Origin of the sequence: Allobosea sp. BE125 (genome assembly GCF_031456075.1) — a bacterium.
GTDB lineage: Bacteria > Pseudomonadota > Alphaproteobacteria > Rhizobiales > Beijerinckiaceae > Allobosea.
The window spans coordinates 251,382-272,736 of record NZ_JAVDTY010000010.1 but is presented as its reverse complement, the minus strand read 5'-3'; the positions used below and the strand labels follow the sequence as shown (position 1 = coordinate 272,736).

Annotated in this window: 14 protein-coding genes and 1 tRNA gene; 2 read left to right on the top strand and 13 right to left on the bottom strand. The window is 65.9% G+C overall.

The window, feature by feature from the left end; translation table 11 throughout:
* Nucleotides 1-91: 91 nt before the first annotated feature.
* Entirely contained in the window at nucleotides 92-1,516 is a 1,425-nt protein-coding gene (locus J2Y55_RS22100; RefSeq protein ID WP_310158026.1) for an SNF2-related protein, read from the bottom strand.
* Between the two features lie 149 nt (nucleotides 1,517-1,665).
* Here J2Y55_RS22100 and J2Y55_RS22095 point away from each other — a divergent pair, with 149 nt between their 5' ends.
* Nucleotides 1,666-3,054 carry a M20 family metallopeptidase gene (locus tag J2Y55_RS22095; RefSeq protein WP_310158024.1) on the top strand — a complete coding sequence of 463 codons (1,389 nt, stop codon included), beginning with the start codon at nucleotides 1,666-1,668 and terminating at the stop codon, nucleotides 3,052-3,054.
* 12 nt (nucleotides 3,055-3,066) lie between these two features.
* On the opposite strand, the gene J2Y55_RS22090 is transcribed toward J2Y55_RS22095, so the two are convergent.
* From J2Y55_RS22090 to J2Y55_RS22065, 6 genes are all read right to left on the bottom strand, one after another.
* Nucleotides 3,067-3,324: a hypothetical protein gene (locus J2Y55_RS22090; RefSeq protein ID WP_310158022.1), complete on the bottom strand. Its 258-nt coding sequence runs from the start codon at nucleotides 3,322-3,324 to the stop codon at nucleotides 3,067-3,069.
* A gap of 234 nt (nucleotides 3,325-3,558) precedes the next feature.
* Entirely contained in the window at nucleotides 3,559-8,412 is a 4,854-nt protein-coding gene (locus tag J2Y55_RS22085; protein ID WP_310158021.1) for an autotransporter-associated beta strand repeat-containing protein, read from the bottom strand.
* A gap of 1,451 nt (nucleotides 8,413-9,863) precedes the next feature.
* Nucleotides 9,864-9,939: transfer RNA gene (locus J2Y55_RS22080), tRNA-Lys, on the bottom strand.
* A 270-nt stretch (nucleotides 9,940-10,209) separates the two neighbouring features.
* Nucleotides 10,210-11,481, bottom strand: coding sequence for a solute carrier family 23 protein (locus tag J2Y55_RS22075; protein WP_310158019.1), 1,272 nt, complete (start codon nucleotides 11,479-11,481; stop codon nucleotides 10,210-10,212).
* A 550-nt stretch (nucleotides 11,482-12,031) separates the two neighbouring features.
* A complete protein-coding gene (locus J2Y55_RS22070; protein ID WP_310158017.1) occupies nucleotides 12,032-13,615 on the bottom strand; it encodes a 2-isopropylmalate synthase in 1,584 nt (527 codons plus the stop codon).
* A 310-nt stretch (nucleotides 13,616-13,925) separates the two neighbouring features.
* Nucleotides 13,926-14,408, bottom strand: coding sequence for a hypothetical protein (locus tag J2Y55_RS22065; RefSeq protein ID WP_310158015.1), 483 nt, complete (start codon nucleotides 14,406-14,408; stop codon nucleotides 13,926-13,928).
* A 103-nt stretch (nucleotides 14,409-14,511) separates the two neighbouring features.
* Between J2Y55_RS22065 and J2Y55_RS22060 the strand changes: the two genes are divergently transcribed.
* Entirely contained in the window at nucleotides 14,512-14,883 is a 372-nt protein-coding gene (locus J2Y55_RS22060) for a hypothetical protein (protein ID WP_310158014.1), read from the top strand.
* A gap of 212 nt (nucleotides 14,884-15,095) precedes the next feature.
* On the opposite strand, the gene J2Y55_RS22055 is transcribed toward J2Y55_RS22060, so the two are convergent.
* The 6 genes from J2Y55_RS22055 to J2Y55_RS22030 form a co-directional block, all read right to left on the bottom strand.
* Nucleotides 15,096-17,171: a M3 family metallopeptidase gene (locus tag J2Y55_RS22055; protein WP_310158013.1), complete on the bottom strand. Its 2,076-nt coding sequence runs from the start codon at nucleotides 17,169-17,171 to the stop codon at nucleotides 15,096-15,098.
* 55 nt (nucleotides 17,172-17,226) lie between these two features.
* Nucleotides 17,227-17,961, bottom strand: a complete 735-nt coding sequence (locus J2Y55_RS22050; protein ID WP_310158011.1) for an NUDIX hydrolase — start codon at nucleotides 17,959-17,961, stop codon at nucleotides 17,227-17,229.
* Complete coding sequence (locus J2Y55_RS22045) at nucleotides 17,958-18,860, bottom strand: PhzF family phenazine biosynthesis protein (RefSeq protein WP_310158008.1); 903 nt, start codon at nucleotides 18,858-18,860, stop codon at nucleotides 17,958-17,960. Before J2Y55_RS22045 ends, J2Y55_RS22050 begins: the two co-directional genes overlap by 4 nt.
* Entirely contained in the window at nucleotides 18,857-19,981 is a 1,125-nt protein-coding gene (locus tag J2Y55_RS22040) for an endonuclease/exonuclease/phosphatase family protein (protein ID WP_310158006.1), read from the bottom strand. Before J2Y55_RS22040 ends, J2Y55_RS22045 begins: the two co-directional genes overlap by 4 nt.
* 6 nt (nucleotides 19,982-19,987) lie before the next feature.
* The gene (pdxY, locus tag J2Y55_RS22035) at nucleotides 19,988-20,836 is read right to left on the bottom strand and encodes a pyridoxal kinase PdxY (RefSeq protein ID WP_310158004.1); all 849 of its coding nucleotides are present in this window, start codon (nucleotides 20,834-20,836) and stop codon (nucleotides 19,988-19,990) included.
* A gap of 97 nt (nucleotides 20,837-20,933) precedes the next feature.
* The gene (locus J2Y55_RS22030; protein WP_310158002.1) at nucleotides 20,934-21,341 is read right to left on the bottom strand and encodes a nuclear transport factor 2 family protein; all 408 of its coding nucleotides are present in this window, start codon (nucleotides 21,339-21,341) and stop codon (nucleotides 20,934-20,936) included.
* Between the last annotated feature and the right edge of the window lie 14 nt (nucleotides 21,342-21,355).

Below are 21,355 nucleotides of genomic sequence, written 5' to 3'. Positions count from 1 at the left end.
AGCGAAGCAATCCAGAGGTCTCGCGCAGTCCCTTTGGATTGCTTCGTCGCGGCGCTCCTCGCAATGACGGTGAGGCGCTCGGTAGCTGCAGCTACGCCGCCGCACGCGCCTCGACGATGCCCGCTATCGTCTCCAGCATGCGCGTATCGTCGCCCGCCAGCCCTTCCATCGCCGCCATGCGCGCGATCACGGTGCCGGCGACCGCCTCCTCGACCGTGTCCTCGGCATAGGCATAGAAGATCGTCGCGTGCTGGCCGTCGCGGTGGCAGCGACCCTCGATCTGCTGGAGCTGGATCGCGGAGTGGCGCATGTCGTGGATCACCAGCGAGCGCTCGCGCTCGCCGCCCGGCATCTCGCCGCAATGCAGCGAGATCGATTCCGTCACAGTGAAGATCACGGCGTCGAGGCGGCCGGTCTGGAAGGCGACGCGCGTCTCCTCATTGACCGCACCGGAGCGCTCGCCATTGATCTCGCCGACCGTCCAGCCACGCCCGCGCAAGGCCTCGGCCAGCATGGCGCTGGTTTCCAGGAAGGCGACCGAGACCGCGACCTGCTCGTCATTGCCGAGCAGATCGTCGCAGAAATCGACCGTTCCCGGAATCCGCAGCAGGCTCGCCTTCTGGCGGAAGCGCAGATCGGCCGCCCAGCCCTGCGGCTTGCGTGTCGAGCCTCCAGCCAGCCCCAATTCGCGCCGGAATTCGCGCCAGGTCGCATCATAGAGTTTTCGCGCCGCGCTATCCAACGCCACCGGCGCAAGCTCGCGCTGCACCTCCGGCCAGCCCGCGATCTCTTCGGGCCGGCGGCGCAGGCCGATGGCGCGCTCGCCGCGATAGAGCAGCCCGGCCATCACCTTGCGATCGGCCTCGTTGGGCTCCCAGCTCCAGTTCTTCCAGCGCCCTTTCGCCCGGCCGATCCTGAGCTGCTTCATCAGCACGCGAAACCCGTCGAGATCGGCGCTCGGCATGCCCGCCGCGCGCGCCAGCAGCGGCCCGAGATAGGAAAGCTCGTGCGGCGACTGGCCGGCGGTAGCGCTCATATAGATGGTGAAGCGCGCGGCCGCGGCCATCTGGCGGCAGACCAGGCCCTGCTGCGAATTCGGGTTGCGGATGCGATGCGCCTCGTCGATCACGACGAGCGGCCAGACGCGCTTGGGTGCGCCATGCTTGGCAAGCTCGTTGTTCTTCGCCCGGATCGAGCGCTTCTTGCTGTCGGCCGGAGCCGCCAGCAGCGACTTCGTCCGCTCGAAATTCATCAGCGTGACGCGTTTCGCCGGCAGGCCCGAGAGCGCCATCGTCCGCCGCCATTGCGGGATCGCCCCCTTCGGGCAGATCACCAATATCTCGTCCTCCGGCATGGCCGAGAGCGCGAGCCAGGCCGAGAGCGTCTTGCCGAGCCCGGTCAGGTCGCCGAGCAGGAAACCCGGCGCAGCCTTGGCGCGCGCAGCCAGAATCGCGTCGCGCGCGACGAGCTGATGGGCGTGGGGGATCAAGCGAGGGGAAACGCCGTCGTCGGCCATGCTCTGTGCTGCGAAATGAGGCGCCGCCGGCTGCGATGCGTGGATGAGACTGTGCCGCCCTTCTTTTGCACTGGCCGAGACGCGCGTCCACCGGCAAAGTCGTCGCCGACCGCGTGCAGGCGCGGCCGATCCCGATGGAGAGACCACAGATGACCCGCGCCCAGGCGATCGCGCATGCGCAAGACTATTTCGATACCGGCCGCTTCAAGGCCGATCTTGCCCGGCTCGTTGCCATGCCGACGGAAAGCCAGAATCCCGACCGCGCCCCGGTTCTGGCGGAGTATCTCGAGACCGAGATGCGCCCGCTCATGGAGGGGCTTGGCTTCACCTGCCAGACGCTGACCCACCCGCTGTCGCGCGGACCTTTCCTGCTCGCCACCCGTATCGAGGACCCGGCCCTGCCGACGATCCTCGGCTACGGCCATGGCGACGTCATTCGCGGGCTCGACGCGCAATGGAGCGAAGGCCTCTCGCCCTGGCGCCTCGTCGAGAAAGACGGGCGCTGGTATGGCCGCGGTGTCGTCGACAACAAGGGCCAGCATGTCATCAACATCAATGCCTTGCGCGCCGTCCTCGAAACCCGCGGCAAGCTCGGCTTCAACGTCAAATATCTGATCGAGATGGGCGAGGAATCGGGCTCTCCCGGCCTGCGCGAGCTCTGCACCGAGCAAAAGGAGCTGTTCAAGGCCGATGTGCTGATCGCCTCCGACGGGCCGCGCCTCAATGCGGAGCGGCCGACGGTTTTTCTCGGCGCGCGCGGCGGCGTCACCTTCGATCTCTCGATCGTCGCCCGCGAGGGCGGCCATCATTCCGGCAATTGGGGCGGCATCCTCTCCGACCCGGCGATCCAGCTCGCCCACGCCATCGCTTCGATCACCTCCCCCGGCGGCCAGATCCGCATCCATGAATGGGTGCCCAAGGAGCTGCCCGCCGCCGTGCGCAAGGCGCTGGTCGGCTGCGAGATCGATGGTGGCCCGGACGGCCCGACGATAGACCCCGACTGGGGCGAGCCTGGCTTGACCCCGGCCGAGCAAGTCTTCGGCTGGTGCTCCTTCGATGTGCTGGCGATGAAATCCGGCGTGCCGGAAACGCCGGTCAACGCCGTGCCGCCGAGCGCCTGGGCGCGCTGCCAACTGCGCTTCGTCGTCGGCATCGATCAGAACGACATCGTGCCGGCCCTGCGCCGCCACCTGCAGCGCAACGGCTTCCCGATGGTTGAGGTTTCGCTGTCGCGCGAGGCGATCTTCGGCGCGACTCGGCTCGACCCGGAAGACCCCTGGGTGGATTTCGCCCTCGCTTCGATCGCCAAGAGCACCAACAAGAAGCCGGCGCTCCTGCCCAATCTCGGCGGCTCTCTGCCCAACGACATCTTCGCGGATGTGCTTGGCCTGCGCACGATCTGGGTGCCGCATTCCTATCCCGGCTGCTCGCAGCATGCGCCGGACGAGCACCTTCCCGTCGCGATCGCCCGCGAGGGCCTGACGCTGATGGCCGGGCTCTACTGGGACATCGGCGACGGCTCGGCCCCTCCGGTCTGAGGGCCCGGGCGGCTACTCCTGCGGCTGGCGCGGATCGCGGCCAGGCGGCAGGTCGATCGGCGTCGCCGGTGGTCCTTCGGGCGGCGCGTTCGGCGGCAGTTCCGGGGGCGGCTCGTTTGGGATGCCGGCTGGCGCCTCGTCCGGTGGCGATTCAACCGGCGGCGCCGGCGGAATCTCGGTCGGCGTCAGGGGCGGCGCCTCGGGCGGCGGATTGGGTACCGCGGGCGTACCGCCCGGGTCCGCGGCACTGTGTCGGAGCAAATCGATCATGCACTGTCCTCCACCGGAGGAAACGCCTGATCCGACCGAAAGTTCGCAACGAGAGCGCTTTCGAGCGAAGTGACCACCGGCTCGCATGAGGAAAACGCGTTAAAACGAAGAGCTAGAGCAATTGAACGCTCCAGCCGGGTCGGAAATTCCTCCAGGGTAGCGAACAAGCGGCGGTGACAAGCAAACGGCCGCGCCTGGGCGTGGCCGTCAGCTTCAGTCAGATCGAAAGGCCGCTCAGAACTGGTAGCGCAAACCACCGTTGAAGGCGAAGCCTTCGACCCGGTCGCCGAAACGGATATCGCCGCGCACGAAGCCGGAGAGGCCCGGCGTCACCGACGAGATCGCCGCGCCGAGGCTGGCCTGGCCATAGGTGCCGATGCGGTTCGTCGTCGTCGGGAAGGACACGGTGGCGAAGGAGCCGACCGCCTCGGTCTTGCCCGAGAACTCGCGCCAGGCGCTGAGCGCGACATAGGGCGAGACGATGATCTCGCTGGTCGGCTGGAAGAAGGTGCCGATCTGGACGCCGACGCGGCCGGTGATGCTCTCGATCGGCTGCCAGGCCACCGAGCTGTCGGCGCCAACGCGCAGGCGATCGACCTCGGCCCGCGAATACAGGATGGCGACGGAGGGATCGATATAGATCGTATCGGTTATGTTGAAGCGCTGCGACAGCGAGGCGAGGCCGCTATAGCCATCGGCCTTGAGCTTTTCCTTCGACAGGTTGGCGGCCTGCGAGGTCAGCTTCATGTCAAACTGATCGCGTCGGAACAGCACGTCGAAGGCGAAGCCCGAGCTGTTCCGCACCGCTGCATAAGCGCCGTAGAAGGGCTGTTCGAGATCGAGCGCGACACCCGTGGCGCGCACCTGAGCCTCGACCTTACCGCCATGCAAGCCGATATTCGTCGTCCAGCCGGTGCCGTTGATGTTGTACAGGCCCATGTCGAGGCCGAGCTGGAAGCCGTTGAAATCGGTCCGGTTCGTCATATCGAAGGAGCGGCTGACGCCACCGGGGCTGTTGACTCGCGAAGTCGAGTCCGTATCCAGCCGGCCGCCACGGGCGCGGCCCCAGGAGCCGAACGACAAGGTATTCGGCGCAGGGTCGCTCGGCCCGCTGATGAAGGCCGAGGCCGGCTCGCTATAGGCGTTGATCGAAGATAGCGCGCTCGAAACCGAGGCCACGAAGGACGAAGCCGCGGTCACGTTGAGGTCCGGCCGCACCACGTAAGTGCCCGAATTCGGAGCGGTCTCGCCGAACCAGTACTGCACGATCGAGTTCGAGGTGGAGAGGAGTTGGCCACCGCCGCCGGCAAAGGGGCTCGGCGTCGACGACGCCACGGCATTCGCCGCCGTGAATTTCACGCCCGAAGCGCCCGAGACGACCAGGATGTCGTTCTGCGAGACGCCGATGCCGCCACCGCCCTGCAGAACCTGATTGATCGCGACCACGCCGGTTCCGCTCGATCCGCCGCCATTGATGGTGATGCGGTCCGCCCGCGAACCGCCGATATCGACATCGAGCAGGACATTGCCATTGCCGGTATAGGCCCCGCCGATGTTCACGGCGTTATTGGCCACATTGTTCTGGAGGTTCAGCGTTCCGGCATTGTTGAACGAGCCGACCGAGAGGCTACGCCCCGCCGTCAGCGCGACGGTCCCGCTGTTGATCAGCGGCGCATTGCTGGTCAGGTCGCCGCCGACGACGTTCAGCGTGCCGCTGTTGTTCAAGACCGGCGTGGTCACCGTGCCGCTCAGATTGGCGGTGCCGGAGTTGTTGAAGGCCGTCGTCGCAGTCACTGCGCCGGCGCTGTTGAAGGTGCCGAGATTGGCGATGGTCGCGGCGCTCAGTGACCCCGCCCCGATCTGGACGAGCCCGCTATTGGTCAGCGTCCCGATGCCGGAGAAGCTCGCGCTGCCGATGGTGAGCGTGCCACCATTGTTGTTGAGCGCTGTCACCGTGCCACCGAGCGCGCCCGTCAGCGTGAAGGTTCCCGTGTTGCGCAATTCGGCCGTGTTGATCGCGCCCGACGCGTTGACCGCCCCGGTGTTGCTGAACAGCGTTGCGGCGTTGATCGTGCCCGCGCTGGCAAAGCTCCCGCTGTTGAGGATCGTCGGGGCCGAGAGCGTGAAACCTCCCCCGAGATTGACCGTTCCAGCGTTGCTGACGCTGGTCAAGCCGGTGAAGCTGCCGCCGGTCACGTTCAATGTCGCACCGCTGGCATTGGTGAAGGCAGCATTGCCGGCAAGCGCGCCGATCACCGTGAAGGTTCCGGCATTGTTGGCGATGGCGCCGTTGACTACGCCGGCCGCATTGACCGTACCGCTATTGGTGACACCGCCCTGGATCGTGCCGGTCGTCGTCAGCGTGCCCGTATTGGTCACGCTCCCGACAATCAGATTGCTGTTGCTCGTCGTGCCATTATTGATCACCGAGGCGTTGACCGTACCGGCATTGTTGAACGTGCCGGCCGCATCGACCGTCACATTCGAGGCCAGGACGCCGCCGGCAAGCAGGCCGAGCGTGCCGGCGGAGACCGTGGTGCCGCCGGTATAGGTGTTGACGCCGCCGAGGTTGAGCGTGCCGGCGCCAACCTTGGTCAGGCTCGTCCCCGCGCCATCGACGATCGCCGAATTGATGGTTGTCGTCAGCCCGGCGCCGTTGACGTTGATCGTGCCCCCGCCGGCGACGCCGATGCCGAGCTGGCCGCCATTCAGAACATAGCCGTCGACATTGAACTGCAGCGTGTCGAAAGCCTGCGTTCCCGCGACCGTGATGACGCCGGCCGTACCCTGAAACACGCCGACGGAACTCAGCCAGGCAGCGTTGACCCCGGCCTGGCCCGGCACGCCCGTCCAGTTCGTATTGGCGGCGTTCCAGGTGCCCGCGCCGCCATCGACCGTGCCGTTGCCGAGCGTGTCGGCCCCGTCCCAGAACTGCATGACCTGCCCGACGCCGAGTACCGAGAGGTTCACCTGCTCGGCCGCGCCCGGAGCGTTGGTGTAAACCTGCCCCGTGAAGCCCGCGACAGTGACCGTGGTGAAATTGCCGGTGATCGCCCCACCGCCGACGACGTTGATCAGCCTGTAGAAGCCTGCGGATGCGGCGGTCGCGGTCAGCGTGCCGCCGAGCTGAACCGGCCCGTTGGAGATCACGAGGTCGTTGGTGACGCCGCCGACCGTGCCAGGCGTGTTGAGCTCGAACACCGAATTGGAGCCGGCGTTCAAGGTCAGCGAGCCGACTGTCAACGTGCCCGGGCTCTGCCCGGCCGAGAGCGTGCCGCCATTATTGACGGTAACGGCGCCGCCGATCGTGCCGATGCCGGACAAGGTACCGGTGTTGTTGACCGCGACAGCAGTATTGCCGAGCGAGCCGTTGACCCGCAATTCGCCGCCATTGATCGTGGTCGCCCCGGTATAGGTGTTGGCGCCGGTCGCGGTGGTCAGCCCGGCCGTCGTCGTCACCGTAGCGGTCCCGGCGATGGCGTTGATCGTGCCGCCCGTCGAGGTGACGGCCCCGGTCAGCGTGCCGTTGGTCAGCGTGCCGCCCGCCAGCGAAACCGCGTTGATGGTCTGCGCGAAGCCACCCAGATCGAGCGTACCGCCGGTATTGATCGTGGTCGCGCTCGCCGCGCTGAACACATTCGCTGCGCCGCCCGCCAGGGTGCCGGCATTGATCGTGGTCGCGCCGGTATAGGTGTTGGCGCCCGACAGCATGACGGTGCCCGCAGTCGTCTTCGTCAGGCCGGCCGCGCCGCCGAGGATCGCCGAGACCGAACCCGATTGAGCGTCGATATCCGTCAGGCTGGTCAGCACGCCGGTCGTGCCGGCGATCGAGCCTGCCTGGAGCGAAACGCCGGCGACCGTGTCGGTGAAGCTCTGGATGTCCAGGATGGCAGAGGCGCCGTTGATGACGACGGTCGAGCCATTGGCAATGATGTTGTTCCCGCCGAGCTCGAGCCTTCCGTTCAGGATCGTCGTCGCCCCGGTATAGGAGAGCGGCTGCGTAAAGCCCTGACTGAAACCAGCGCCATTGATGGTGAGGCCGCCGGTTCCCGTGATGGTGAGGAACGCGTTCCCACCTCCCGGAGCACCAGGGCCAACAAGCGTCAGCGTGTTGCCGTTCAGCGCGATCGTACCGCCAACGGGGCCCAGGACAGTACCGATCGTCTCATTGGCCTGGAGGTCGGCTATCGCTCCGGCATTAACCTGAAGAAAATTGTTGTCGCCGATCGCATTGCCGCCCTGAAGCGCAAGCGTGCCGGCGCTCACGATCACGGCGCCGGCGCCGGTTGTCGTATTGGTGCCGCTCAGCGTCAGCGTGCCCGCGCCCTGCTTCTCCAGATAGACCACAGCAGAGCCGGTCGCGCCGCTGAAGCCGCCGGCATAGGTGCCGGGGCCGGCCTGATTGACATTCAGCCGGCCGGTCGCGCCGCCCGTAGCGATCGTGCCGCCCGCGCCCGACAGCGATCCGATCGTCTCGGTGAAATTGTTGAGATTGAGCGTCCCGCCATTGATGATCACGGCGCTGCCATCCGGGATGACCCCGGCCGCGCCAAGCTGGAGGGTGCCGGCAGTGATCGTCGTCGCGCCGCCATAAGTGTTGGCGCCTGACAGGATCAGCGTGCCGGTGCCTGCCTGCGTGACGCCCGCACCAGCGCCGCCGAGGATCACCGAGATCGTCTGGGTCGCACTCGAATTGTTGGTCAGACCGCCCGCCGTGAAATTCGCGGTGCCGTTCTGGAACGTGAATGCAGTGCTTCCGTTGATCGTCCAGGTGCTCGGCGTGAATACTGCCGCGCCCAGATCGACAATCGTCGATCCCGCCCCGACTGTGTTGTCGAAGATGCCGGCGACGCCGCCCGTTGCGACAGTGTTGGGGTTCCAGTTTGTCACGGTGCCGTAGTCGGCCGTCGTGCCGACCCAGACCGACTGCGCCTGCGCCACGTTCGACTGGAACAGCATCATCCCGACGATCACGCCCGTCGCCAGGGCGGTTGTCGCTACGATCCGCCGCAAACCTTCGCTAGCGGTCCCGGTCGGCATGGGCGCGCTCAGTCTGCGGGCGTCCAGAACGTCGGCCGTCTTCAGCATCTAGGACCTCGAGATCGTATTTGCAGCGTGTCTGTGCTGTCGGCTTGGCGCCCGAGAGAAGCGAAGTGGAAACAACTCGGCCGCCAAATCGACAAAATTTCACCTGAATCCATCCCCTGATTGCTCCCCTTAAGTCAATACCATGCCTAAAAGGTAGAACCTGGAAGTGCCAGATTTTCGCATGCCTGACGCAAGTGCCGTTTTCAGCTTATTCTATTAAAATCAAATTCTTGCTACCGTTTCCTCAAGAACGGACAGCGTGCGCTCCGGCTCCAGCGAGATCACGACCGCCGTTTTTGTGGGCACGTTACAGAAATACCACGCGGATGCCGGCTCGACGGCGATTTACCGATCCATCGCAACGTCTTGCTTCGCTCGCCATCACGCGCATCGCCTGCCCCGCGCCGGTGGGCGTAGAGAAAATCGGCGTGAATCTCTTAACTTACGCGAGTTTCTCAATGTTGCCGACGCACAAACACCTGTCCGAAGCGCGCGCCCGGTAGTATTCGTGCCTCCGACATCGTTGCCGCGCAGACAGCCCGCAGGGTCAAGGTTACGCAGGGCAGCGAACCCCAGAGCGCTACGCGGAGCGCGTCTCTCGCCACATTCGGTGCCTGATTGCCGCGAAGCGTGATTCGAGCCGGCGCGACGCAAGATCGGCAACGCTGAGTGCCACGTACGCTGACTCGGTGCCGCGCGCCGCCTGTCTCTTCGTTGGATGCGGTTCGGCTCCAGTCTCAAACAAAAAAGGGGGCGCTCAGCGCGCCCCCCCAATCCGCAAACAGTGCAGCGAAAGGATGCCCCCGTTGTCAGGGCCCCTCGCTCGATCAGTACCTGTCGTAACGGCGGTAGCCGGGGGGTGGCCCATCGTAGCCGCGTCGCGGCCCATATCCGTAGCCACGCTCGCGCCCGTAACCCCTGCGCCCGTAACGCTGCTGGCGCTGGGTTTCTTCGATAATCATGAGGCGGCGCTCCTTGGCCGCAGTCATGGTGAAGGCGACAGCCTGCCCGTCGAGTCGATGAGCCACGGTAGCGGGCAATGTCTCGGCTGCGTTGACTGCAGTCGAGGCAGCAATCGCAGCACTCGCGAGAGCAATGGCACCGACGAAGCCGGCAAAGATAGACTTCCTATTCATAGCGAATCCTCTCGTGCCACATCGGGCGGGCAAACAACAACGCGAAGAGCGTCGAATCGTTCCACTCACCGTACCGGGCAGGCTGCGACGCGTTCAAGCCTCGCCGAGCCGCGGCCCGGCCGCCAAGAGCGTTCCAGCGCCACGTCTATACTTCTCCGCCCCCCGGAAACACTCAGGGTGCTTCGGTTAGGCCGCTCAGGACGAGCTTCGGCGTTCGGCGTGGGAGTCGCAAAATGAAATGCAAAACACACGAACCGTCCCGGCTTTGTGTCGCCGGCCGGTCTGTCCACGCTTTGGTTTTTAAGGAAGTGTCCGTGGTGGGTGATGTAGGGCTCGAACCTACGACCCGCTGATTAAGAGTCAGCTGCTCTACCAACTGAGCTAATCACCCATACGCCACGAAGCGTCGCCATCGCTGCGGCCAAGGCCGCGTCAGGCAGGCCGGCGATGTAGCAAACGCCCCCCGCCCTGTCCACCCATCTGCGACAGAAATATGCCAAGCCGCCGAAATGAATTCGGCGCTAGAGCAGGATGCAAAAAAGTGGGAACCGGTTTTTCACGTCGATCCTGCTCTAACTCTTTGATGAGAGACGGATTCAGATTTCAGACCGGATCACTTGGTGACCCGATCTGAAATCATCCGGCTCCAGGCACGACGGCGTCATGCCGGCCGGCGATTCAGCAGGTGATAGAGCGCGATAGCCCCGAAGGTCGCGGTGCCGATGCCGCCGAGTTCGAAGCCGAAGAGCGGCAGCTTCAGATCGCCCGCGCCCAGGATCAGCGCGGTAGCGACCGTCAGAAGATTCTTCGGGCTCGAGAAGTCGACCTGGTTCTCGACCCAGATTCGCCCCGCCGTGGCGGCGATCAGGCCGAAGACGACGATCGCCAGCCCGCCGAGCACCGCGACCGGAATCGTGCCGATGACCGCACCGAATTTGGGGGAGAAGCCGAGCACCAGCGCGATGATTCCCGCCGCGACGAAGACCAGCGTCGAATAGACCCGCGTCACCGCCATCACACCCATGTTCTCGGCATAGGTCGTCACGCCCGTGCCGCCGCCGGAGCCCGCGATCATGGTGGCGAGCCCATCGGCCATGAAACCGCGCCCGATCAGCGGGTCGAGATTGCGCCCGGTCATCACGGCGATGCCCTTGATGTGTCCGAGATTCTCCGCAACCAGGATGAGCGCGACCGGAGCGATCAGCGCCATCGCCTTGAAATCGAACACCGGCGCGACGAAGTTCGGCATCCCGAGCCAGGCGGCGGCGCCGATCCGCCCGAAATCGACCGCTGGGGCGCCGAAGCTCGGCGCTGTCGCCGCGTAGAGGATATAGGCACCGGCGCCGCCGATCAGCACCGGCAGGCGCTGTGCGAGACCTCTGCCATAAACCGCCACAAGCGCGACCGCGACGACCGTGAACAGCGCGATCCATTTGGTGTAGGGACTGGCCGAGATCATGCCCATCGCCACCGCCGTCAGATTGAGCCCGATCGCGCCGATGACTGCGCCGGTGACGACCGGCGGCAGCAGCTTCTCGATCCAGGCCATGCCGACGCCCTGGACCAGGAGCCCGATGGCGGCATAGACCGCGCCGCAAGCGATGATGCCGCCGAGCGCCAAGCCGATATTCGCGTTGGGTCCCGAACCGGCATAGCCGCTCGCCGCGATCACCACCCCGATGAAGGCGAAGGACGAACCGAGATAGCTCGGCAATTGCCCGCGCGTGATCACGAAGAACAGCAGCGTCGCGATGCCGGAGAAGAAGATCGCCACATTGGGGTCGAACCCCATCAGGATCGGCGCCAGCGCGGTCGCGCCGAACATGGCGACGACATGCTGCAAACCCGCGATGAAGGTCTGGACGGTCGACAGGCGCTCGTCCGGCATCACCGCGCCGGAGGTCTTCAAGGTCCAGTTCGGAAAATAAGACATGGCGCGCTCCCCAGCGGGCGCGCGCTCTTTCGGCCGCGCCGAGACCGAACTACAGGCAAAGATCCTGTCCACGCCAAGCCCGCCCTGGCGTGGCGCGCGCGATTTCAGGGGAAAACCAAGCCTGCAGCGCCCTCAGGAAGCGATCTTCGCAAGGTGATGGCTGCCGTCGCCGCGCTGCAGCAAGCGGTCGCACGGCAGCACGCTGCCCGGCATCGCCGAGATGCGCTCCTCCTTCGTCCTGGCGACGATCGAGCCGGATAAGGGCTAGCCGATGTGAAGGGCCCGGACATCGATAGCGAAGCGCGGGGAACCCCTCTCCTGCATCGAAGTCGGGTCTACCCGACTTCGACACTTTGAGTGCTGAACTCGGGCAAGCCCGAGTTCAGTGAGAGGGGCAGGGGTGAGGTGTCGGCCCGTGGACCAGTGGCGCGGAAACTTTGCAGCGATGCAGCGGTGAGGTCACAGCCAAAACGTCGAACGGCCGCCCCCTCACCCTGCCCTCTCCCTAGGTGGAGAGGCTTCCCCGCGCCCTTTTCCGCAAAGGCGCCCTCTACTCCGCCGCGGCCTGCGCGTGCAGGCGTACGCCCTTGGCGACGAGCTTGTTGAGCGCAACCAGATAAGCCTTGGCTGAGGAGACCAGCGTATCGGGGTCAGCGCCGCGCCCGGTCACCGACGAGCCCTCATGCGAGAGCCTGACCGTCACCTCAGCCTGCGCATCGGTGCCCTCGGTCACGGCGTGCACGTCGTAGAGCTCCAGCACCGCCTCATGCGGCACGATCGCCTTGATGGCGTTGAACACGGCGTCGATCGGCCCGTTGCCCTCGGCTTCCTCGGTGACGAAGCGGCCGTCGACATCGAGCTTCATGGTCGCACGCTGCGGCCCGCGCGTGCCGGCGATCACGGTCAGCGAAACCAGCCTGACCCGGTCATGCGCCGAGGCCAGGTTCTCGTCGACCAGCGCCTCGATATCCTCGTCATAGACATGCTTCTTGCGGTCGGCCAGGGCCTTGAAGCGCGTGAAGGCGTCCTCGAGCTGGTTGTCGCCCAGATCGTAACCCATCTCCTTCAGCTTGGAGCGGAAGGCGGCGCGGCCGGAATGCTTGCCCATCACCAGGGAGGTCTTGGAGACGCCGACCGATTCCGGCGTCATGATCTCGTAGGTCGTCTGGTTCTTCAGCATGCCGTCCTGGTGGATGCCGCTCTCATGGGCGAAGGCGTTCCGGCCGACGATCGCCTTGTTGTACTGCACCGGGAAGGAGCAGGCGGTCGAGACGGCCTTCGAGGCGCGCGTCAGCAGCGAGGCGTCGATGCCGGTGTCGTAGGGCAGGACATCGCCGCGCACGCGCAGCGCCATCACCACCTCTTCCAGAGCAGCATTGCCGGCCCGCTCGCCGATGCCGTTGATGGTGCATTCGATCTGGCGCGCCCCGCCCTCGATGCCGGCCAGCGAATTGGCTACCGCCAGCCCCAAATCATTGTGGCAATGCACCGAGAAGATCGCCTTGTCGGCATTGGGCACGCGCTCGCGGATCTGGCGGAACATGGCGCGATACTCGTCGGGCACAGCATAGCCGACCGTATCGGGCAGGTTGATCGTGGTCGCGCCGGCCCTGATGGCGGCCTCGACCGTGCGGCAGAGATAGTCGATCGGGGTGCGCGTCGCGTCCATCGCCGACCATTCGACATCCTCGACCAGGTTGCGGGCCTGGGCCACCGTCTTCGTGATGATCTCCAGAACCTCGTCTTCGCTCTTGCGCATCTGGTGCTCCAGATGGATCGGCGAGGTCGAGACGAAGGTGTGGATGCGCGGCTTGGCGGCATGGCGCACCGCCTCGCCGGCGCGTGCGATGTCGGCGCTGATCGCGCGGGCGAGGCCCGCGACGGTCGCGCGCTTGATCCGCTGGGCGATGGCGGAGACCGCTTCGAAATCGCCGTCGGAGGCAATCGGGAAGCCGGCCTCGATGATGTCGACGCCCATCGCGTCGAGTACGTCGGCAACCTCGAGCTTCTCCTCGAAGGTCATGGTGGCGCCGGGGCATTGCTCGCCGTCGCGCAAGGTGGTGTCGAAGATCAGCACGCGGTCCTTGGGCGAACGGCCTTGGGGAGAGGAGGCGTTCCGGGTCGCATCGGTCATGGTCGTGATCCTGTAGAGGGTCGCGCCGCTATGGTTGAAGCCAGGCGCAGAATGTCTGGAAGGCGGTTCTCGTCACTCCCCTGAGCGCCCAGGCATGCATGCCCGGCCGGCCCTCAGGGGCGGCTAAGGAGAAGAAGCAGTCCAAGACCGAGCGGAGCGCGCATGCCGGCAGCCCGCGCAACGGCGCGGTTCTGGCTCAGGGCATGGGTGGCGGATGCGGCCACAGGCGTTCCTCGTATCGACCAAACCTGCATAACCGATAGCGGGGGGGCAAGGCAAGGCAGGGTTTTCCATCTCGCCCGGCCCTCACTCACACCGCCGCGCCGCTGCGGGCCTTGACCACGGCGAGCGGGGCCGTGGGCGCGGGCCAGAGCTGGACACGATAGAAGTCGTCGCCCTCAAGCCCGTCCTCGCTCACCGTGTCGAGGCCGGCATAGGAGGCGCGAACCCGGTAGCTTCCCGGCGGCACGCTGAGGCGCGGCGCATCGGGCAGATAATCCGTGCAGCCGGCAATCGCGACGCTGCCGGAGCGGACGGTGAAGGAGCCCTCATTGACCATGTCCCACTCGCCGAAATCGGCGGGCGGCTCCTGCGCATGGAGCGAGACGACGACCGGCACGGTCATGTTGCGCACTGTGCCGACACCGACGGACTGCACCGATGCCGCAAACAATCTCTCGACGGCCTCGTCCGTCCAGAGCGAGCCGAAATCGTCATTGGCCGTCTCGTCCTGGATGTAGAACTGGAAATAATCGGCGAAGATCGCGAGTTCGATCGTGGCCTCCGGCGTCATGGGCGCTCCTCTTGCAACAGCGCCAGCAACCTCGGGCGCGACCATGTCGAGAGTGTGTCGCGCCACCCGGCCTGGCATGTTGTTGGCCGCCCCGGAATCGGTCATGGTCACGCGTCTTTCGTCGATCGGACATGCCGCCATGCGCGCTTTTGCTCTCCTCGCCACCCTCGGCATCGCCCTCGCCGGCTGTCAGACTAGGTCGGTCGCACCGCCGGCGCCGCCGCCGGAGCAGGCCTATCCCGGCGTGACGCCCAGTACCTTCCATATGCCGGGCGGTTCGGGATGCTCTGGCGAGGTCGAGCGCTTCCAGGCCGTGATGGATAACGACCTCGCCACCGGCCACACCACCAAGGGCGTCCACGCCCGCGTCAGCGCCGAGATCGCAACCGCCCGCTCGAGCTGCACCGCGGGCAATGAAGGCGGTGCGATGGGGCAGCTCCACGCGACCAAGGCGAAGTTCGGCTATCCGGGGTGATTCCTTCTCCCCTTGGGGCGAGAAGGTAGTTCGGCGAAGCCGAGACGGATGAGGGAAGGACAGCCGAAACCTGCCTTCGTCTTACCCAGTCACACTGCCCTCATCCGCCTGCTGCGCAGGCACCTTCTCCCACCCATCTCGGGCTTGCCCGAGATGGGCGACCTAAGTGTCGAAGTCGGCAACAGCCGACTTCGATGGGGAGAAGGGAAGGCTCACGCCGCCAGCCCGCGCTTCTCCAGCAGCGCGTCCGGCGTCGGCAACCTGCCCCTGAACAGCGTATAGGCTTCGGCCGGATCGCGCGTATCGCCGGCTGAGTAGATGTAGCGCTTCAGCTTGGCCGCGACCTCGGGCGCGAAGACGTCTCCCGCCTCGATGAAGGCATTGAAGGCGTCGGCGTCCATCACCTCCGACCAGAGATAGCTGTAATAGCCGGCCGAATAACCGTCTCCGGAGAAGACATGGGTGAAATGCGGCGTGCGGTGGCGCATGATGATCTCCGCCGGCATGCCGATCCGCTTAAGCTCCGCCGCCTCGAAAGCCAGCGGATCGATCTCGCCGGGGTTCTCCAGCGAATGGAAGGCGAGATCGACCAGCGCCGAGGAGGTGTACTCCACGGAGGAGAACCCCTGATTGAAGGTCTGTGCCTTTTTGATCTTATCGATCAACGCATCGGGGATCGCTTCGCCTGTCTCGGCATGCAGGCAATAGGCCTGCATCACCTCACGTGTCAGGAACCAGTGCTCATAGAGCTGCGAGGGCAGTTCGACGAAATCGCGCGAGACAGAGGTGCCGGCGAGCGAGCCGTAGCGCACATCAGACAGCAGACCATGCAAGGCATGGCCGAATTCGTGGAACAGCGTGCGCGCATCGTCGATCGAGAGCAGCGCCGGCTTGCCCTCCGCGGGTTTGGCGAAATTGCAGACATTGACGATGATCGGCCGCACTTCGCCCTCGAAATTGCGCTGGCCGCGATAGGCGCTCATCCAGGCGCCGGAGCGCTTTGAGGCGCGGGCGAAATAATCGCCGAGGAACAGGCCGATATGGCGGCCGCTCGCCGCCTCCTTGACCTCCCAAATCCGCACATCCGGGTGATAGCCCTTGAGTTCGGGCTTCGCCTCGAAGGCAAGCCCGAACAGCTTGCCGGCGACATCGAAGGCAGCCTGGATGATGCGGTCGAGCTGGAGATAGGGCTTCAGCACCGCCTCATCGAGCGCATAGGTCTGCTGGCGCACCTTCTCGGCATAATGGCGCCAGTCCCAAGGGCGGATCGGCCCGTTCTCGCCCTCGCCCTGCGCCAGCGCGGCGAGATCGGCGGCCTCCTGCGCGGCGCGCGCCTTGGCCGGTTTCCAGACCAGTTCGAGCAGGTCGCGGACATGGGTGGGCGTCTTCGCCATGGAATCGTCGAGCTTGAAATGCGCGAAGGTCGGAAAGCCGAGCAGCTTCGCCTTCTCGGCCCGAAGCTTCACCATCTCTGCGACGATGGCGCGGTTGTCGGTTTCGCCACCATTCTCACCGCGCTTGCTCCAGGCGATGAAGGCCTCCTCGCGCAGATCGCGCCGCGTCGAGAAGGTCAGGAAGGGCTCGATGATCGAGCGCGACAGCGTCACCGCATGTTTGCCGTCATGACCGCGGTCGGTGGCGGCGCGCGCCATCGCCGCGATCAGGAAGGCCGGCAGGCCGGCGAGCCCCGCCTCGTCCTCGATGATCAGCGCATAGCTCGATTCATCCTTCAGCACGTTCTGGCTGAACTGCGTGCCGAGCCCCGCAAGGCGTTCGTTGATCGCGGCGAGCCGCGTCTTGTCCTCCGGGCCGAGCTGCGCGCCCGAACGGATGAAGCCGCGATGCGTTCGTTCCAGGAGCCGTGCCTGCTCGGCGTCGAGACTGAGCGTCTCGCGCTTGGCGAAGACCGCAGCGACGCGGGCAAACAAGGCCGGATCCATCATGATCGCCGACCAGTGCCGCGAGGTGATCGGCGACATCTCGCGCTCGATCGCCTGCAGCGCCTCGTTGGTATCGGCGCCGGTGAGATTATAGAACACGCCGCCGACGCGGCTGAGCGCCCTGCCCGCGCGCTCCAGCGCCTCGATGGTGTTGGCGAAGTCCGGTGCTGCGGCCGCAGTGGTCAGCGCGTCGATCTCGGATCTGTGCTTGACCAAGGCCGCCTCGAAGGCCGGGCGGATATGCTCGGGCGTGATCGCGGCGAAAGGCGGCAGGCCGAAGGGCGTGTCCCAGACACGCGAAAACGGATTGCTGGCGGGCAGCGACAGGGCTTCGGGGGCAAGCGTCATCGGGGCTTCCGGTTGAATTGAGGGCGCAGAATGCGGGCGCGCGAGACTCGTAGGATCAGTCTTGCCGCCAGATATGGGCAAGATAAGGCCGCATGAAGAGTGGCATGTCGAGGCGCTCGGCATCCTCCGGACCGCGGACGATCACGATGTCGGCAAGCTCCGGCTCGTCCTGCGTCGCCATGCGCGCCAGCATCAGCGCGCGCGCCGCCTCGGCCGGCATGGCAATGGAGACCGGCCGCATGAAGGCGATGCGCCCGGGCAGGATCACCGCCGTCCAGCTTTCCTCCACCGTGATCTCGTCAAGCCTCAGCCCGGTCTCCTCGCAAAGCTCGCGCGTCACGCTGCCGGCGAGGTCGAGCGTGCCGTCGGGCCGCGCATCCTCGCGGTCGGGCGTGCCAGCGGCGAAATAGACCTTGCCGGGATTGGCGGTGTGCTGCCCCATCACGCCGCACAGGAACGCGCCATCCGCGGCGCGCAGGGCGGCCATCGCAAAGCCGTTGCGCACCACGGGACCCGGATGGCCGAAATCGCGCCAGCTGATGAAAGCGGCATAATCGGTCTCGAAATAGCCGGCGCGGAAGACGCCGTCGACGATCGCCGCGCGGTGCTGCAGCATCACCCTGCCGTTGAACATCGCCGGCTTGCCGGCGCTGAGCTTCGCCCAATGCGCCGCAACCTCGTCCGCCCGCTCCCGCGCGAAAACCCAGTCATAAGGCTCGATCAGCGCCTCCAGACCCGCAAGCTCGACAATCGCGCCATCGACGATGCCGTTTCGTCCGAGGGACGTCACAGCAGCACGCCCTCGCTGACCGTCACCGCAGAGCCGCCGATGCGCGCCGAAACCAGCGCCCCGTTCTCGACCGTCAGTTCGAGCATAATCTGCGAGGGCCGGCCCATCTCATAGCCCTGCTCGATGACGAAGCGATGCTCGCCGTCGCCGGGCCGGTCGAAGGCCATGACCACGCCGGCGAAGGCAGCAGCAGCTCCACCGGTCGCAGGATCCTCCGCGATCCCGGCGCCGGGCCAGAACATGCGCGCGTGGTAGTGATGCCCCGTCTCAGCGGTCTGCCGGCAGTAGACGAAGGCGTTGGGATGCTCAGCGGGCTTCATCACCGCGTCCCAGCGGGACAGGTCGAGCTTGATCTTGCCGATCGCATCGAGGCCGGCCATCGGCACGAAGGTAAAGGGGACTCCGGCCGAGAACACGCTCGCGCGATGCCCCTCGAACCCGATTTCGCTCTCCTTGAGCCCGAGCACGGCAGCGAGCGCGGTGTTTGCGGACGCCGCATCGATCTCCTGCGGCAGGCGCGGCATGGTGAAGACCGCACGGCCGGACCGAGGCCCGTCGACCGAGACCGCACAAGGCACGAGCCCGACCTTCTCCTCCAGCACCAGGAGATCGGAGCCCTTGCCCTCAGCCGCATCGCGCAAGGCCAGCAGCACGGCCGTGCCGACCGTCGGATGTCCCGCGAAGGGCAGCTCCCGACCGGGCGTGAAGATGCGGATCGCGGCGCGATGGCGGGCTTCGACTGGGGGCGCCACGAACACCGTCTCGGACAGGTTGAACTCGCGCGTAATCGCCTGCATCGCCTCGGTGTCGAGCCCCTCGGCATCGAGCACCACGGCCAGCGGGTTGCCGGCATGCGCCCGGGTGGTGAAGACGTCGAGCGTGACGAAGCGGCGCTTCATGGAGACGGTCCTTCGGGAATGACGAGATCGATGGTCAGTGGGCAGTGGTCGGAGGCTTTCGGCCGGTCCCAGCCGACGCGCGGATAGCGGTCGGCGCAGGTCGCGAGCCGCGCCATCGAGCGGTCGGGCGCGCGCGGATCGAGCGGCACGCGATAGGGCAGCCCGCGCCGGATCATCAGCATCGCCGGTGTGGGGTTCGCCGCCGCCAAAGCCGGCGAAAGCAGGATGTGGTCGAGCGGCATGTGGCTGTCGATCAGCCTCTCCCGGCTTTCCGACCAGAAGCGTCGAAAATGCGTCCAGCGTTCATGCGCAGGCAGCGCCTCCATCGGATCGACGGCGAAATCCTCCAGCAGTGGCTCGATGCCGCTCTCGCCCTCGTCGACGATTTCGGCCAGAGGGCCGAGCCCATAGCGATAGGCGTTGAGATCGCCGAGCACGATCCAGTTCGCCTCGCGCCAGCCTTCGCCGAAGCGCGCCTTGACGATCTGCTTCACGGCCTGCGCCTCGGCCCGGCGCACCGGCAATGTCGCCTGCCGCCCATCTTCGCGGCCATTGTTCATCGACTTCAGATGGCAGCCGAACAGGCTGAGCTTGCGACCACCGAAATCGAGCGCGACCTCCAGGCAATCGCGGGCGAAGAGCTTGCCGTCGGGACTGATGCCAAGGGCTGCAAGATCGCGGTCATGCACGCCGGCCTGCGCGAAGGTCAGGTCCTTGTGGGAGCGCACCGTGACCGCCTGCGGCGCCAGCAGGTCGCGCCGCGCTGCGAAACCGATGTCGATATCGCGCCGGTCATTGCCATCGAGCAACGCGAAATGGCCGTAGCGATGGTCGGAGCTGCGGTGGACGTAATTGGCGAAGAAGGCCTGGAGGCTGGCGAGTGAATCGACCTCCTGCAGCATCCAGAGATCGGCCTGCGCCTCGGCGATGGCGAGCGCTGTCATCTGGCGCTTGTCGTCCTCCAGCGCGACCGCCAGCGAGCGCTCGACCACGTCGCGTTCGTCAGCACGCGGAAAATGGAACAGCGACATCGCCGCATCTGTCTCGAACCGCCCGCTCGGCCCGAAGCGATGCCGCGTCAGCAGGTTCTCGACATTGAAGGTGCCGATGCGCAGCTTCATGCCGGTTCAGATCGCCGCCGGCACGAACTGGTGCGATGGCGTCACGAACTCGTCCTGCGCCGCGACCATCAGGATCTCGCGCGAACCCGCCTCCTTGGTCCGCTTCAGCAGGCCGTAGATCGAGGCCGCGGCCTTGGCGAGCGCCGCCGCTGTTGATCCCTCGCGCAGATAATGGGTGAAGAACAGCGCCGCGATGGCGTCGCCTGCGCCATTGAGGCTGACATCGAGCTTCGGCGTGCGCACGCGCCAGGCCCCCTTGGCGTCGGAGGCCATCATGTCGATGGCGTCGTCGGGGGTCTCATTGGTCGATAGCGAAGTCACCAGTACGACCTTCGGCCCGGTGTCGCGCAGCGCCTCGACCGCGCGATGCGCGTCGGCGATGGTCTTGACCTCGATATCGGTCAGCAATTCCAGCTCGAACTGGTTGGGCGTCACGATATCGGCCGCCGGCACCGCCTGCTCGCGCATGAATTCCGGGATGCCCGGCCGCACGAAGACCCCGCGCCCGACATCGCCAATGACGGGGTCGCAGCAATAGAGCGCCTTGGGGTTGGCCGCGCGCACGCGTTCCACCGCCGAGAGGATGGCATGCCCGACATCGGCCGATCCCATATAGCCGGAGAGCACGCCGTCGCAGGACGGCAGCACGCCGCGCTCGGCAATGCCTTCCATCACCTCGTCGATCATGCCGCCGTCAAAGACGCGGCCCTTCCAGGCGCCATAACCGGTGTGATTGGAGAACTGGACGGTGTGGATCGGCCAGACCTCGACACCCAGGCGCTGCATCGGGAACACGGCGGAGGCATTGCCGACATGGCCATAGGCGACATGCGACTGGATCGAGAGGATGTTCATGAGGCAACGCGCTTGGTGACGGAAACCAAAGCTCTACCCGCTCGCCCCGCCTCGCCGCAAATCGAAAGCGGTGATGGCCGCGATCAAGCCTTCAGGGTCACGAGCCAGTCAGCTGGGTGACGCCAGCCGTATCGGTGAACTGGACCAGGCTCAGGATCTTGCCGTCCGCGATCGTGAAGAGGTCCATGATCTCGAAGGCCGCGCTGCGCCCGTTCGGGACGCACAGCACATCCGCACGCCAATGCAATGCCGCCCTGTCATCCTCGATTGTCAGCGCAAGCGTCTCGACATTGCTGAAGACGAAGGCGCCGATCAGCTCTGCCATCTGCGCGCGCACGGCGGCATGGCCGGTCGGCTGCACGAACATCGGCGCGGGCGCAGACGCTCCTGAGAGCCGATAGCTGCAATCGCGATGGAAATAGCCCATCACGGCGTCGAGGTCGCCGCGATGGCGCGCCTCATAGGCATCCTTGATCAGGGTCTCGATCGCAGCGCGCCCGGTCATCTCGCCTCTCCTTG